The organism is Mesorhizobium sp. M7A.F.Ca.US.010.02.1.1, assembly GCF_004023085.1.
Taxonomy (GTDB): Bacteria; Pseudomonadota; Alphaproteobacteria; order Rhizobiales; family Rhizobiaceae; genus Mesorhizobium.
In genome coordinates, this window is sequence record NZ_RZRV01000002.1 from 272,730 (window position 1) to 287,633 (window position 14,904).

General features: G+C 63.1%; 12 protein-coding genes. 8 read left to right on the top strand and 4 right to left on the bottom strand.

What is annotated here, in order from left to right; translation table 11 throughout:
* The first annotated feature begins 33 nt into the window (after positions 1 to 33).
* The 3 genes from EOA19_RS03175 to EOA19_RS03185 all read left to right on the top strand — a co-directional run bounded on the left by EOA19_RS03175 (position 34) and on the right by EOA19_RS03185 (position 2,283).
* Complete coding sequence (locus EOA19_RS03175; protein ID WP_128302666.1) at positions 34 to 1,440, top strand: PTS transporter subunit IIC; 1,407 nt, start codon at positions 34 to 36, stop codon at positions 1,438 to 1,440.
* Positions 1,441 to 1,516: 76 nt separating this feature from the next.
* Complete coding sequence (locus EOA19_RS03180; RefSeq protein ID WP_128302667.1) at positions 1,517 to 1,978, top strand: PTS sugar transporter subunit IIA; 462 nt, start codon at positions 1,517 to 1,519, stop codon at positions 1,976 to 1,978.
* Positions 1,979 to 1,995: 17 nt separating this feature from the next.
* Positions 1,996 to 2,283 carry a PTS sugar transporter subunit IIB gene (locus EOA19_RS03185; RefSeq protein ID WP_023809203.1) on the top strand — a complete coding sequence of 96 codons (288 nt, stop codon included), beginning with the start codon at positions 1,996 to 1,998 and terminating at the stop codon, positions 2,281 to 2,283.
* Positions 2,284 to 2,316: 33 nt separating this feature from the next.
* On the opposite strand, the gene EOA19_RS03190 is transcribed toward EOA19_RS03185, so the two are convergent.
* From EOA19_RS03190 to EOA19_RS03200, 3 genes are all read right to left on the bottom strand, one after another.
* The gene (locus tag EOA19_RS03190) at positions 2,317 to 3,711 is read right to left on the bottom strand and encodes a multicopper oxidase family protein (RefSeq protein WP_128302668.1); all 1,395 of its coding nucleotides are present in this window, start codon (positions 3,709 to 3,711) and stop codon (positions 2,317 to 2,319) included.
* A gap of 103 nt (positions 3,712 to 3,814) precedes the next feature.
* Positions 3,815 to 7,624, bottom strand: a complete 3,810-nt coding sequence (gene metH, locus EOA19_RS03195; protein WP_128302669.1) for a methionine synthase — start codon at positions 7,622 to 7,624, stop codon at positions 3,815 to 3,817.
* A gap of 131 nt (positions 7,625 to 7,755) precedes the next feature.
* A complete protein-coding gene (locus tag EOA19_RS03200) occupies positions 7,756 to 8,574 on the bottom strand; it encodes an alpha/beta hydrolase (protein ID WP_128302670.1) in 819 nt (272 codons plus the stop codon).
* Positions 8,575 to 8,764: 190 nt separating this feature from the next.
* On the opposite strand from EOA19_RS03200, the gene EOA19_RS03205 reads away from it, so the two are divergent.
* From EOA19_RS03205 to EOA19_RS03225, 5 genes are read left to right on the top strand one after another with little or no spacing between them, the layout of a single operon-like run.
* A complete protein-coding gene (locus EOA19_RS03205; RefSeq protein ID WP_128302671.1) occupies positions 8,765 to 10,018 on the top strand; it encodes an ABC transporter substrate-binding protein in 1,254 nt (417 codons plus the stop codon).
* Between the two features lie 3 nt (positions 10,019 to 10,021).
* Positions 10,022 to 10,759 (top strand): ABC transporter ATP-binding protein, encoded by a 738-nt coding sequence (locus tag EOA19_RS03210; protein WP_128302672.1) that lies wholly within the window; start codon positions 10,022 to 10,024, stop codon positions 10,757 to 10,759.
* Entirely contained in the window at positions 10,756 to 11,469 is a 714-nt protein-coding gene (locus EOA19_RS03215; protein WP_127269236.1) for an ABC transporter ATP-binding protein, read from the top strand. Before EOA19_RS03210 ends, EOA19_RS03215 begins: the two co-directional genes overlap by 4 nt.
* Before the next feature lie 12 nt (positions 11,470 to 11,481).
* Positions 11,482 to 12,357, top strand: a complete 876-nt coding sequence (locus tag EOA19_RS03220; RefSeq protein ID WP_128302673.1) for a branched-chain amino acid ABC transporter permease — start codon at positions 11,482 to 11,484, stop codon at positions 12,355 to 12,357.
* Positions 12,354 to 13,388, top strand: a complete 1,035-nt coding sequence (locus tag EOA19_RS03225) for a branched-chain amino acid ABC transporter permease (RefSeq protein ID WP_128302674.1) — start codon at positions 12,354 to 12,356, stop codon at positions 13,386 to 13,388. Before EOA19_RS03220 ends, EOA19_RS03225 begins: the two co-directional genes overlap by 4 nt.
* A gap of 144 nt (positions 13,389 to 13,532) precedes the next feature.
* Here EOA19_RS03225 and EOA19_RS03230 read toward each other — a convergent pair whose 3' ends face one another.
* Entirely contained in the window at positions 13,533 to 14,849 is a 1,317-nt protein-coding gene (locus tag EOA19_RS03230) for an ArgE/DapE family deacylase (RefSeq protein WP_128302675.1), read from the bottom strand.
* Between the last annotated feature and the right edge of the window lie 55 nt (positions 14,850 to 14,904).

Sequence of the window (14,904 nt, forward strand, 5' to 3'; positions counted from 1 at the left end):
CGAGCGAAGGCTCGCGGCTCCAGGGGAGGAAAAATGGATACTGTTCTCGCGGGCCTCAAAGGGGCCATCGATACGCTTGGCCCGACGATCCTGCTGCCGATCGTCATTTTCATCATCGCCGTGGCTCTGGGCGCCAAGGTCAGCAAGGCTTTTCGCGCCGCCGTCACCATCGGCGTCGCCTTCATCGGCATCAATCTGGTGCTTGGCCTGATGTTCACGTCGATTGGCGACGTCGCCAAGGCCATCGTCACCAACACCGGCATTCATCGCGACATCATCGATGTCGGCTGGCCCTCCGCGGCCGCGATCGCCTTCGGCTCATCGGTCGGCCTTTGGGTCATTCCGGTCGGCATCCTGGTCAATATCGTGCTGCTGCTGACACGCATGACGCGCACGCTCAATGTCGACGTCTGGAATTTCTGGCACTTTGCCTTTGTCGGCTCGCTGGTGGTCGCCGCAACCGACAATCTGGCCTATGGCATCGCGGTCGCAGCACTTGTCGCAGCACTCTCGCTGCTGTTCGCCGACTGGTCCGCGCGCGCGGTGCAGCAGTTCTACGGCGTGCCCGGCATTTCGGTGCCGCATCTCGCCTCGGCACAGATTCTGCCGATCGCCATTGTGCTCAACTGGATCATGGACCGCATTCCCGGGATCAACCGCATCAACATCAACACGGACACGATCGAGCGCAGGTTCGGCGTGTTCGGCGAACCTGTCGTGATGGGCCTGATCATCGGCCTCGTGCTTGGTGCGATCGCCTTCTACAATGCGGGTGACCTCAGTGTGGTGCTGGCAAAGGTTCTGGGCACCGGCATGACGCTGGCCGCGGTGATGCTGCTGCTGCCGCGCATGGTCAAGATCCTGATGGAGGGGCTGATCCCCGTCTCCGACGCCGCACAGGCGTTCGTGCGCAAGCGCACCGGTGACCGAGAGCTTCTCGTTGGTCTCGATTCGGCGATCCTGATCGGCCATCCGGCCGCGATCTCGTCGTCGCTGATCCTGGTGCCGATCGCGATCATCCTGTCCATCATCCTGCCAGGCAACCGCGTCATCCTGTTCGCCGACCTCGCGGTCATCCCCTTCATCGTCGCCATGACCGCGCCGCTGGTCAAAGGCAACGTGTTCCGCATGGTGGTGATCGGCACGGTGACGCTGGCCATCGGCTTCTACGTCGCCAACGCGCTGGCGCCGCTGTTCACAAGCGCTGCTGTCGCATCGGGCTTCAAGCTGCCGGCGGACGCGCTGCAGATCACCTCGGTGGTCGACGGCTTCCTGTGGGTGCCTTACGTGGTCATCGAGGCGATCCAGGGGATGGGGCTTGTCGGCATCATCGTGATCGCGGTGGTCATCGCGGCATTGTTTGTCCTCTACCGCCGCAATCCGCTCGGCTGGGAGCGGGCCGCGGGCGCCGAGGACGAGCCGGCCGAAGAGACGGCCTGAACCCGATAGCGTCCACCCTTCAAACCGATCGTGCGCCCTACCTCGGGGCGCACGATATTCCTCGACGGAGCAAAGAATGTCCGACGGCCTCATGCAGCTTCTGGACCCCGACGCGATCGTGCTCGGATCCGATGCCTCGACCAATGAGGAGATCATCCGCATCCTGGCGGGCCGGCTGGAGAGACTTGGCTATGTCAAAAGCAGCTATGCCGACGCGGTCGTGCGCCGCGAATTGACCATCCCGACCGGACTGCCGCTGGAGCGCCCCGACAATGTCGCGGTGCCGCACACCGATCCGGAGCATGTGCTGAAGCCGGGCATCGCGATGGGCACATTGAAGCAACCGGTGACCTTCGCCAACATGGAAGACCCCGACGAGATGCTGCCGGTCGGCTTCGTCTTCCTGCTTGCCATCAATGACAAGGACAAGCAAATTGAGGCGCTGCAGGCCGTCATGGCCACCATCCAGAACCCGCAAGCCTTGGATGACTTGAGGTCGGCCAGAACCCTCGAAGACGTGCGAGCCGTGCTCGGCTGAAACAAGGAGAAGCAGAGATGTCCAGACAGAAAACCATTCTCTTTGCCTGCGGCACGGGCATCGCCACCTCGACCGCGGTCAATGTCGCCGTCACCGAGGAAATGAAGAAACGCGGCCTCACCTTCAACGCCCAGCAGGCAAAGGCCACCGAAGTGCCTGGACTGGCCGACAATGTCGACTTCATCGTCGCAACCACACCGATCTCCGCTTCGGTGACCAAGCCGGTGATCAAGGGCCTCGCCTTCCTCACCGGCATCGGCAAGGACAAGGTGCTGGACGAGATCGAGGCGCAGTTGCGCAAATGACGGCACAGACGCTACGCGCAGGCTGACGCGGCTTCACACCACCCTGACATAGCTCGTCATTCCCGATTTCTGGTGCTCGATGATATGGCAGTGCAGCAGCCAATCGCCGGGATTGTCGGCGACGAAGCCGAGCTGAACCTTCTCGTTGGGCTGGATGAGATAGGTGTCGGAAATCGCAGGCTGAACCTGGCGCGTCGAGGATGACAGCACCTTGAAGCTCATGCCGTGCAGATGCATCGGATGGGATTGCGGCGTCAGGTTCTCCATGTCGATGACGTAGCTTTGGCCAAGCTTCAGTTCGGCCAGAGGCGCGGTCGGATCCTTGGTGTCGCCGGGCCACGGCACTTTGTTGATGGCCCAGAAACTGTAGCCAAGCGAACCGCAGATGCCATCGCTCGGGACGTTTTCCGCCGTGGCGCTCAGTGCCAGGGAAATATGCCTGGCGCTGGCGAGATCCACTTCCGCCACCGGATTGAGCTCCAGCGGCGCGAGATCGCGAATGTCCCGTTTGAGCGAGTTTCCAGTCGCACGCAGGGTCGCCAGGATTTTTGGCTTGGTGCCCCTGACGTCCCTCAAGCTGACGATCGCACCTTCCTCGTCGGGCATGCGTATGGCCAGCTCCATGCGCTGGCCGGGTCCAAGCAGCAAGGCATCGGGCGAAAAACGTTCAGGCACCGGATTGCCGTCGAGCGCCATGACACTCGCCTCCGCACCGTCGACGCGAAAAGCGTAGATGCGCGTGACGTCGGTGATGGCGACCCTGAGCCGCACCAGCCCTCCCGCCGGCGCGTCATATTGCGGCTGATCCAGCCAATTGGCGGTGCGCACCGTGCCGTAAGTGCCGGTTCTCGCGGCATCGCGCGGCCGGAACTGGTCGATGAACTGACCGTCGTCGCCGAGGCGCCAGTCGCGCAGGTTGAGGACGATTTCGGCATCGAATTTCGGGTCGTTGGGATTCTCGACCACGATCACGCCGGTCAGGCCATGGCCCATCTGCTCCAGTGTGTTGCAATGCGGGTGGTACCAGAAGGTGCCGGCGTCGGGCGGCGTGAAGGCGTAGTCGAAATGATCGCCGGTATAGACGTAGGGCTGGACCAGGAACGGCACGCCGTCCATCTTGTTTGGAACGCGAATGCCGTGCCAGTGGATCGTCGTCGGATCGTCGATCGCGTTGACAAGGCGTGCAGCGAAGGGCTCGCCCTTTTTCATTCTGAGCACGGGCGGCATTCCGGCGTTACCATAGGTCAGCACATCCCTGGTCTGGCCGACATCCATCAGCTTCGCCTGGATCTTTGCCGTCTGCAAAACCACCGGCTCAGTTGTGGCAGCTGCCAAGCCGCCAAGCCGACCCATGGCCGAAAGCCCGACCCCGCCCGCGCCGGCTATCGCTGCCGTTTTCAAAAGCCTGCGGCGTGTGAGTAAGGTCATTCGGCGCTCCAACTGCAAAGGCGACTGCCCGCGAAGGTGTAACCGCCGCGCCATGGATCACAAGCCGGGAACCCGCGCAAATTCTGTTGAGGGCATGCCGTCGCTATTCAGCCGCCTCGGCGTAGTGTGCCGGCACGTAGTTGAGGATGGGGCCAAGCCAGCGCTCGACCTCGGCCAATGGCATCGCCTTGCGGCGTGCATAATCTTCGACCTGGTCGCGTTCGACCTTGGCGACGCCGAAATAGTAGCTTTCGGGATGCGACAGATAGATCCCCGACACGGACGAGCCCGGCCACATCGCATAGCTTTCGGTCAGGCTCACGCCCGCATTGCCCTCACCGTCAAGCAGCCGGAACAGCGTCGCCTTCTCGGTGTGATCCGGCTGCGCCGGATAGCCGGGCGCCGGACGGATGCCGCGGTAAGGTTCGCCGATCAGCTCGTCGGGCGCCAAGGCTTCGTCGGGAGTATAACCCCAGAATTCCTTGCGCACCTTCTCGTGCATGCGCTCGGCAAAGGCTTCGGCGAAGCGGTCCGCCAGCGCCTTGACCATGATCGACGAATAGTCGTCGTTCGCCCGCTCGAACCGTTCGGCGATCGCCACCTCCTCGATGCCGGCGGTGACGATGAAGCCGCCGATGTAGTCGGGCTTTCCGCTGTCGGCCGGCGCGACAAAATCCGACAGCGCGACATTGGCCTTGCCGTCGCGCTTGGTCAGTTGCTGGCGCAAGGTGAAGAGCGTCGCCAGTTCCTGCGACCGCTTCTCGTCCGTGAACAGCCTGATGTCGTCGCCAACGGCATTGGCCGGCCAGAAGCCGATGACGCCGCGCGGGGCGAACCATTTTTCGGCAATGATTTTTTTCAGCATCGCCTGAGCATCCTCGAACAGCTGGCGGGCGGCGGCGCCTTGCGCCTCGTCTTCGAGGATCTTCGGATACCGGCCCTTCAGCTCCCAGGTCTGGAAGAACGGCGTCCAATCGATGTAGCGCGCGAGTTCGGTGAGATCCCAGTTCTCGAACACCTTGACGCCGGTAAAAGACGGCTTCGGCGGCTCATATTCAGACCAGTCTATCCGATGCGCGTTGGCCCTCGCCTTGGCCAGCGGCAGCCGCTGCTTGTCGGCTTCGGAGCGGGCATGCGCGTCGGCGACCTTTTTGTATTCGGTGCGCACGGTGTCGACATAGCCGCCCCTGGTCTCGTTCGACAGCAAGGACGAGACCACGCCGACCGCCCGGCTGGCGTCGGTGACATAAACCGTCTGGCCCTTGGTGTAGCGCGGGTGGATTTTCACCGCCGTGTGCACGCGGCTGGTCGTCGCGCCGCCGATCAGCAGCGGAATGTCGAAGCCTTCACGCTCCATCTCGGCGGCCATGTGCACCATTTCATCGAGGGATGGCGTGATCAGGCCGGACAGGCCGATGATGTCGACATTTTGGTCGCGCGCCGTCTGCAGGATTTTCGCTGCCGGCACCATGACGCCGAGATCGATGATCTCGTAATTGTTGCAGGCCAGCACGACGCCGACGATGTTCTTGCCAATATCGTGGACATCGCCCTTCACCGTCGCCATCAGGATCTTGCCCGCGGTCTGGCGTTCGCCATTGTCGATGCCGTTGGCGGCGTTGGCCACCTTCTCGGCCTCCATATGCGGCAGCAGCCCGGCCACCGCCTGCTTCATCACACGCGCCGACTTAACCACCTGCGGCAGGAACATCTTGCCCGCGCCGAACAGGTCGCCGACGACGTTCATGCCGGCCATCAGCGGGCCTTCGATGACATGGAGCGGGCGCTCGGCGGCAAGCCGCGCTTCCTCAGTGTCGGCGTCGATGAATTCGGTGATGCCGTTGACCAGTGCATGGCCGATCCGCTGTTCGACAGTCCATTCGCGCCAGGCGAGATCGCGCTCCTGCGCTTCCTTGCCGGCCGTGCCCTTGAAGCGTTCGGCGATCTCCAGCATGCGTTCGGTGGCGGTGCCGCCGGCCTTGGGCATGCGGTTGAGCACGACATCCTCGCAGGCTTCGCGCAGTGCCGGCTCGATCGTATCGTAGACGGCGAGCTGACCGGCATTGACGATGCCCATGTCCATGCCGCGCTGGATGGCATGGTAGAGGAACACGGCATGCATGGCCTCCCGCACCGGCTCGTTGCCGCGGAACGAGAAGGAGAGGTTCGACACACCGCCGGAAATGTGGACATGCGGCAGCGTCGCGGTGATCTCGCCCGCCGCCTCGATGAAGTCGACGCCGTAATTGTCGTGCTCCTCGATGCCGGTGGCGATGGCGAACACGTTCGGATCGAAGACGATGTCCTCGGGCGGGAAGCCGGCCTGTTCGGTCAAAAGCTTGTAGGCGCGGGTGCATATCTCCACCTTGCGCGCTTTGGTGTCGGCCTGGCCATCCTCGTCGAACGCCATGACGACCACGGCGGCGCCATAAGCGCGCACGAGCCTTGCATGATGCAGGAATGCCGCCTCGCCTTCCTTCATCGAGATGGAGTTGACCAGCGGCTTGCCCTGCACGCATTTCAGGCCAGCCTCGATGATCTCCCATTTGGAACTGTCGACCATGACCGGGACACGGGCGATGTCCGGTTCGGCGGCGATCAGGTTGAGATACTCCACCATCGCCTTCTTCGAATCGATCAGGCCTTCGTCCATATTGATGTCGATGATCTGCGCGCCATTGGCGACCTGGTCGCGCGCCACGTCGAGCGCGGCGACATAGTCACCCGCCGTGATCAGCTTCCTGAACTTGGCCGACCCGGTAACATTGGTGCGCTCGCCTACATTGACGAAGGGAATTTCGTCCGTCAGCGTGAACGGCTCCAACCCGGACAGGCGCATCTTGCGCTCGATGTCGGGAATGGCGCGTGGCGGATACTTTTTCACCGCCTCGGCGATGGCGCGGATGTGCTCGGGCGTCGAACCGCAGCAGCCGCCGACGACATTGACCAGTCCCTCGCGGGCAAACTCCTCGATCTGCGCGGCCATGAAGTCCGGGCTCTCGTCATACCGACCGAATTCATTGGGCAGGCCGGCATTCGGATAGGCGCAGGTGAAGGTGTTGGCGACGCCTGAAATCTCGGCCAGATGCGCGCGCATGGCGTTGGCGCCGAGCGCGCAGTTGAGGCCGATGGTGAACGGGCTGGCGTGGCGCACCGAATGCCAGAAGGCCGTCGGCGTCTGGCCCGACAGCGTGCGGCCGGCGAGGTCCGTGATGGTGCCCGAAATCATCACCGGCAGGCGCACGCCCTTCTCGATGAAGATCTCTTCCGCTGCAAAGATCGCCGCCTTGGCGTTCAGCGTGTCGAAGATGGTCTCTATCAGGATGATGTCGGCGCCACCGTCGATCAGGCCGCGCAGCTGCTCGCCATAGGCGAGGCGCAGATCGTCGAAGGTCACGGCGCGATAGCCGGGATTGTTGACGTCGGGCGACATCGAGGCGGTGCGGTTGGTCGGCCCGAGTGCACCGGCGACAAAGCGGCGCTTGCCGTCCTGCTGCTCGGCCCGAACAGCGGCGCGCCGCACCAGCCGCGCGCCATCGCGGTTCAGCGCGTAGACGGCATCCTCCATGCCGTAATCGGCCTGGGCGATCGAGGTCGAGGAGAAGGTGTTGGTTTCGAGGATATCGGCGCCTGCGATGGCGTATTGATAGTGAATCTCCTCGATCGCCTTCGGCTGCGTCAGGATCAGAAGATCGTTGTTGCCTTGCTGGTGGCAGGCGCAGCCGGCGAAGGCCTCGCCGCGAAACTGGTCCTCGTCAAAGCCGAGGCCCTGGATCTGCGTGCCCATGGCGCCATCGAGGATGAGGATGCGTTCGCGTGCTGCTGCCGTCAGCGCGGCAAGCACTTCCGAGCCGTCCGGTTTTGCCGCGACGGGGCCGAACAATGTGTCCAGCGATGCAGAATTCTGCGACATTTTTTATCCCTTTGGCGACAGGCCTTTTCATGTCACATAAGGATATCTTTATGTCAATATACGGTAGGTGCGCGTGATTGTCACCCACCTGTCTCGAAGGCGGGGTCTGTGGCGCCGGTTTTCCGACGGACCTACGCTCTGTCGAAGCTTGCCAGGAAGCGGGCGAAGACCGGATTGAAGCGATCCGGCGAATCCCAGAACGGCGCGTGGCCGGATTTGTCGAGCAGGTGGGCCTTGCCTTCCCACAGATTGGAGAACTTCACAGCGGAGACGAAATCGATGTTGACGAATGGCTCGTCGATGCCGTTCAGAACGGCGATCGGCGGCGTCTTGCCGGCCACGATCTCGCGCTGGTTCCGCCCGGTGCCGGCCGCGAACTTTTCGAACATCAGGCGCCGCGCCCTTCCATCGGTGCGCGCCACCGTGTCGATAAGAAAGGGCTCGAACGGCTCGCCGCAGGTGCTGCGCGCATAGGCCTCGACATCCGCGTCAGTGAAGGTTTCCTGCCCGGCAAGGTGCATATGCGGGCTCGGCTTGAAGCCGTTGCCGACCTCCTCGGGCGAGACGGGCGGCGTGCCGGTGATCATCAGGCCAAGCAGGCCGGGAAAGCGGTCGATCATCTCAAGCCCGATATGGCCGCCGAGCGACCAGCCGAAGACGATGGCCTTGTCGATACCGAGCAGCCCGAGCACTTCGGTCATGGCATCGGCATAGCCTTCCATGCTGTAGGAACGCTCCGGGTCGATCGCATCGCCGGACGCCCCATGGCCGGGCAGGTCGGGAGCGATGAGGTGGTAGCGCTCGCCTAGCGGGCTCTCCAACTGGTTGCGGAAAACGGCGCTGGAAGATGAATTGCCGTGGATCAGCATAACAGCGGTTCCCTGGCCACTGGTTTGGCGAACAGCGATCTTGCCGTGGCTGGTTTCAAGGGTCTTCTGCGAGATCGTCATTGTCCGCTCCGTCGGGAATTGCCCTGTTTTAGTGCAGTTGCGCAGCAAAGCGCCACGGCTTCCATACCTTTGCGGGAACCATCTTCCCGGCTAGGTTGCGTTGAAAAATCCTTTTCAAATAAGAACAATTATGCGTAGATTGTCAATTATCCAACTCCCGATGAACGGGAGGAAAACAGGGAACCGCACAATGAAGCCCAAATCCGCCGCAGGTGGAATCCGCCATATACTGATGAGCACGACGCTGATCGGCATGTTTGCCGTATCAGGCGCCCCCGCCTTTGCCGAAATCGTCAAGATCGGCCTGCTTGCGCCGCTGACAGGCCCTGCCGCGGCGGACGGCCAGGAATTCCAGCGCGGCGTGCAGATGGCTATCGACGAGGCGAATGCAGCCGGCGGCGTTGCTGGCGACACGTTCGAGTTGGTGGTCGGCGACGTCAAAGATCAGTCCGCCGGCAACGTCACCAGCGCGGTCGAGCGCCTGCTTGGCGACCCGGGCGTGCATTTCATGCTGACCGGCTACGCCAGCCTGACCAATTTCGAGATCGACAACATGGCCGAGGCGGACATGCCCTATATGCTCGCGGCCACCTCGCAGCAGACCAGGGACATCATCGCGCCGAGCCCCGATAAATACATGTGCTGCTGGTCGCTGACGCCTTCCTTCGACGCCTACAACACCGACGTCACCCTGTTCGTCGAAAAGCTCGCGGCCGACGGCAAGATCACCCTGCCGACCAAGAAGGTCGCCATCATCTCGTCCGACAACGCCTATTCGAAGACCATCTCCGAAGGCATGAAGAAGACCTTCAAGGAGAAGGGCTGGACCATCACCGTCGACGAGATCGTGCCCTTCGGCGAAGTGACCGACTGGCGTTCGATCCTGGCCAAGGTGCGCGAGAACGTTCCCGATGTCGTCATCAACACCGATTACCTGCCGGGCAATTCGGCGTCCTTCCTCAACCAGTTCCTCGAGCAGCCGACCAAGAGCCTCGTCTTTTTGCAATATGCGCCGAGCGTTCCGGAATTCGTCGAGCTGACCGGCAAGAAGTCGGATGGTGTCATCTACAATCTGCTCGGCGGCGCGTTGACGACGCCGAAGAACCCGCGCGCCGACGAGGTGGCAGCCAAGTTCAAGGCAAAATACGGCGTCGAGAGCGGCACCTATGGCGTCGGCCTCTACGAAATGACCAATGTCTATTTCGACGCGATCAAGAAGGTCGGCGGCGCGTCCGACCATGCGGCGATCATGAAGGCGCTGTCGGAAACCGACAAGCAGGTCGCCGAAGGGCGGCTTAAGTTCGATCCGGCCACCCACCTTGCCACGCAGGGCGACGACTACATCCCGATCACCTTCTTCCAGATCTGGGACGGCAAGCGCACGCTGATCTCGCCGGAGAAATATGCCACCGGCGCCTTCAAGCTCCAGCCCTGGATGAAGTAGGGAATGGCCCTGCTTGAACTGGACGACGTGTCGAAGGCCTTCGGTTCGCTGAAGGCCGTCGATGGCGTGTCGTTCAAGGTCGAGGCCGGCGAGATCTTCGGCATCGCCGGCCCGAACGGCAGCGGCAAGAGCACGCTGTTCAACATCATCACCGGCATACCGTTCGGCCCCGACCGGGGCCAGATCCGCTTTGACGGCATTGCCATAAACGGCAAATCGGGACACGCCATCGCGCGCCTCGGCCTCGCCCGCACGTTTCAGCGCGAGACCAGCTTCGACGGGCTGACCGTGTTCGAGAACGCGCTGATCGGCGCCAGTTACGGCAAGCAGGAAAAGACAGCGGCCACGGGCCGCAATGCCGCCGCCGAGGCGCTGGAGTTCGTCGGTCTGGGATCTCAGTCGTTCGGCCGGCTTGCCGGCGAATTATCCGTGTTCGAGCGCAAATGCCTGATGCTTGCCACCGCGATTGCCATGCAGCCGCGCATGCTCTTGCTCGACGAGCCGGCATCGAGCCTGACCAAGCCCGAGATCGAGACATCGATCGGCCTGATCCGCCGCACCGCCGACCGCGGCATCACCATCCTTCTGATCGAGCACGTGCTGACCTTCCTGATGAGCCTTTCGCAGCATCTGCTGGTGCTCAACAATGGCCGTGTCCTGGCCGCCGGCGATCCGGCAGGCGTAATCGCCGATCCGCGCGTCATCGAAGCCTACCTCGGCACGAGGAGGTCGGCGGCGTGAACCCCATTCTCAGCGTCGAAGGCGTCACCGCCGGCTATGGCCGCGTCACCGTGCTGCACGATATCTCGCTGGAGGCCGGCCGTTTCGGCAATGTCGGCCTGTTCGGCCCCAACGGCCATGGCAAGACGACGCTGCTGCGCGCAGTCTCCGGGCTGCTGCAGCCGAAGAGCGGCCGCATCCTGTTCGACGGGCAAGACATTGCCGGCCGCAGTGCACGCGCCATCGTCGGCGCCGGCCTGATCCATGTGCCGCAAGGCAACCGGCTGTTTCCCGATCTCTCGATCGCCGACTGCATGGCGCTTGGCGCCTATTCGCCGCGTGCCCGGCCACATGAGGCCGAGAACCGCGAGAAGGTGATCAAGCTGTTCCCGAAACTGGCGGAACGCTGGCGCCAGCGCGTGCGCACGCTGTCGGGCGGCGAGCGCCAGATGGTGTCGATCGGCACCGCGCTGATGAGCCATCCGCGCCTGCTGATCCTCGACGAGCCGACGCTTGGACTGGCGCCCAAGATCAAGGACGAGCTCTGCGCCTCCGTCATGGACATTTCGCGCGGCGGCGTGCCGCTCATCGTCGTCGAGCAGGACATCGAATTCCTGCTGGAGCTGACGCAGCAACTCTACCTCGTCAACCATGGCGCCGTGGCGACCGAGATCAAGCCGGGCGAAAGCCTCGACCACGGCGAGATCATGTCGATGTATTTTGGCCATTAGGAAAATCCGAAGATGAGCGCATTGGCGGAAATCCTGTTCGGCGGCCTGTTCCAGGGCTCGCTCTACGCCATGATGGCGGTCGGGCTGGCTCTGGTGTGGACAACGATCGGCGTGTTCAATTTCAGCCATGGCGTGTTCATGATGCTGGGCGCCTACATCGCCTGGCAACTGGTCGAACTCGGCCTGCCGGCGGCGGTCGCCTTTCCGATCGCCGTCGTCGTCATGGCCGGCGTCGGCTGGATCTTGCAGGCGAGCGTCGTGCGGCCGCTGATCGGCCGACCCAACATCGTGCTGGTCGTCGTCATCACCACGCTGGCGGCCGGGTCGCTGATCGAGAACGGCGCGCTGACCATCTGGGGACCGCGCTCGAAACAGATCCCGGCGCTGATCGCCGGCAACGCCACCATCGGCGGCGTCGGCGTCTCCCTGCACCAGATCGCCATCATCGTCATCACGCCGCTGATCCTGGCCGCACTTTGGGTGTTCCTCAACCGCACGCGGCTGGGACTGGCGCTGCGCGCTGTGGCGCAGAACGAAGATGCCAGCCATCTTGTCGGGCTGAACGTCACCGCGCTCTATGGGCTGGCGTTCGCCATCGCCGCTTCGCTGGCCGGGCTCGCCGGCATCTTCATGGGCGGCTACCGTTTCATGTCGCCGGTGATGGGCATCGACCCGCTGCTCAAGGCGCTGATCGTCGTCGTCTTCGGCGGCATATCGAGCATATCGGGCCCGATCTTCGCCGCCTATCTGATCGGCTTTTTCGAGGCCGCATGCAGCTATTATTTCGGCTTGTACTGGACACCCGCGCTGCTGTTCGGCGTGCTCATCCTGACCCTGATGGTACGCCCCGAGGGCATCTTCGCCAGCCGCTCCCGAGGCCTAGCATGACCAACACGACATCGCCGATCACCCTTGGCCATGCAGAGGCGGCAACCCCGATCGCTCCCGGCCGCACGCCGTGGAAGCAGGAGGCCATCGGCTTCGTGATCGGCTTCGCCTTGCTGGCATTGCTGCCGCTGATCTTCGGCGACACCTATGCCCGCCACATCCTGATCATGGCCTTCATCTATGCGATCGTCGCCTCGAACTGGGATCTTAGCCTCGGCTATGGCGGCGTTTTCAATTTCGGCCATCTGGCGCTGTTCGGCATCGGCGTCTATGCCTACAGCCTGCTGACCAAGCTGGCCGAATTCGACCCGTGGATCGCGCTGTTTGCCAGCGGTGTCATCGCAACCCTGGCGGCGATCCTGGTGACCATCCCGATCCTGCGGCTGAAGGGCATCTACATCATCCTGGTCACTTTCGGCTTCGCGCAGTTGGTCATGCAGGTGATCATCAGCCAGTCCGCCATCACCGGCGGCACGCAAGGGCTGGTGCGCATTCCCGGACTTTACGTGTTCGACCACAATATGGTCCGTGACGGCAAGTCAGCCTATTTCTACATCGCGCTGGCGCTGCTGGTGGCGAGCACGCTGTTCCTGCGCGTGTTCGTGCGCTCACGCGCCGGGGCCAGTATCGTCGCCTTGCGCGACAATGAGGAATACGCCGTCAGCCGCGGCGTCTCGATCGTCCGCCAGCGCATGCTGACGCTTGCCGCGAGCGCCTTCTTCACCGGCATCGCCGGCGCCTTCTACGCCGCCTACCAGCGCAATGCCTCGATCGACGTCTTCGGCATGAGCCTGGCGACCATCATCCTGTCGATGGTGCTGCTCGGCGGCACCAGCACCATTTACGGCGCCATCATCGCTTCGTTCGTGCTGACGATCTTCGCCGAATGGATGGCCGATTTCGGTGCGTGGCGGCCGATGATCACGGCGGTGCTGATCATCGGCGTGATGCTGGCCTACCCGAGCGGCCTGGTCGGCATGATCAAGGCTTCATGGGACGCCGTCGCCGGACGCCTGAAACGCCCGGCCTGACCGTTTCGGAATAGCGGCTCCGCGTTAGAGCATTTCACCGTTTCAGAGAAACGGCGAGCTGCTCTAACTCTTTGTTTTGGTGCAATTCTGGGTTTTGGAGCAATTCTGGACGGAAAACCGCTTCACACTTTTCCTAGAATTGCTCTAACGGATGCCGCACCAGTCGATGACCGAAGCGGCGATCACCTTGGCGGTCTCGACCACCGATTCGACCTCGACATATTCGTCGGAACCGTGAAACCCGTCGCCCGACGGGCCGAAGATGACACCATCGACGCCGGCGCCGGCATAGTGCGCGGCATCGCACACGGCGACGAAGCCGCGCGCCTGCGGCGCCTTGCCGACCATGGCCTTGCGCTTCATCAGCGATGTCACCAGCGGATGATCGACCGGCGTGTTCATCGGCGGGAAATATAGCCCGCCGAGCTCCCATTGGATCGCAGGCGGGTTGTCGCGCAGCCACGCATCGGTCTGGGCGAAATGGTGGACGAACGTCTCGAAATCGCGGCGGTAGTCGGCCGAGTTCTCATCAGGCAGGAATTTCATGTCGAGATCGAGCACCGCGACATCGGGAATGATGGCTGGGTTGGTCATGACGGTCGGCAGGCCGTGCTCGCCAAGGCCGGTGCCGCCATGCATGACGCCGATGTTGATGGTGTTCATGCCGAGCGGCAGCAGCGGATGGGATTTCGCCCGCGTCCGGTCCAGCTCATACTGGCGCACGGCGGCAATGAAGCGGGCAGCGATCTCGATGGCGTTGACGCCCGGCTCCAGCCGGTCCTTGTCGTGGCGCTGCGGATAAATCTCGTTGTAGCGCAGCGCCGAATGGGCGTTGCGGCCGCGGATCGTCACCCGCGCCCATTCGAGCCCGCCTTCGACCGGCAGGACATCGCCCCAGGTCGGTTCGGCGACCAGCACCGCCTTGGCCAGCTTGCCCTTATTCACCGCGTCCATGGCGCCGAAGCCGCCGGCTTCCTCGTCGACGACGGAATGGATGGCCAGCCGGCCCTGCAGCGTGATGCCCGCCTTGCGGATCGCATGTGCTGCGGCGACGCAAGCGGCGACGCCGCCCTTCATGTCGACGGCGCCGCGGCCATAAAGGCGGCCATTGGTGATCTCGCCGCCGAACGGATCCACCGACCAGTCCTTCATCGCGCCGACCGGCACGACGTCGATATGGCCGCACAGGATCAGGCTGCGGTCCTCGTCTCCCGCCCATTCGCCGACCAGATTGGGCCGGCCGGGCAAGGCATCCCATTGCTCGGTCTTGAACCCGTCCTGCCTGAGGATCGGTTCGAGCAGCGCCTGGACATCCGCCTCGCGGTTGATCGCCGGGTTGGGCTCGAATTTGGGGTTGACCGAAGGGATGCGAACCATGTCGCGGGTCAGGCCGATCAACCAGTCGCGATCGGTCTCGATCTCAGCCTGCACGGCATCGATGATGGTCTGGTTGTCGGGCATTGTCGCTTCCTTCTCTGCGTCGCGGCGCTTTGCAATCGCTGCACTGGGCGCAACG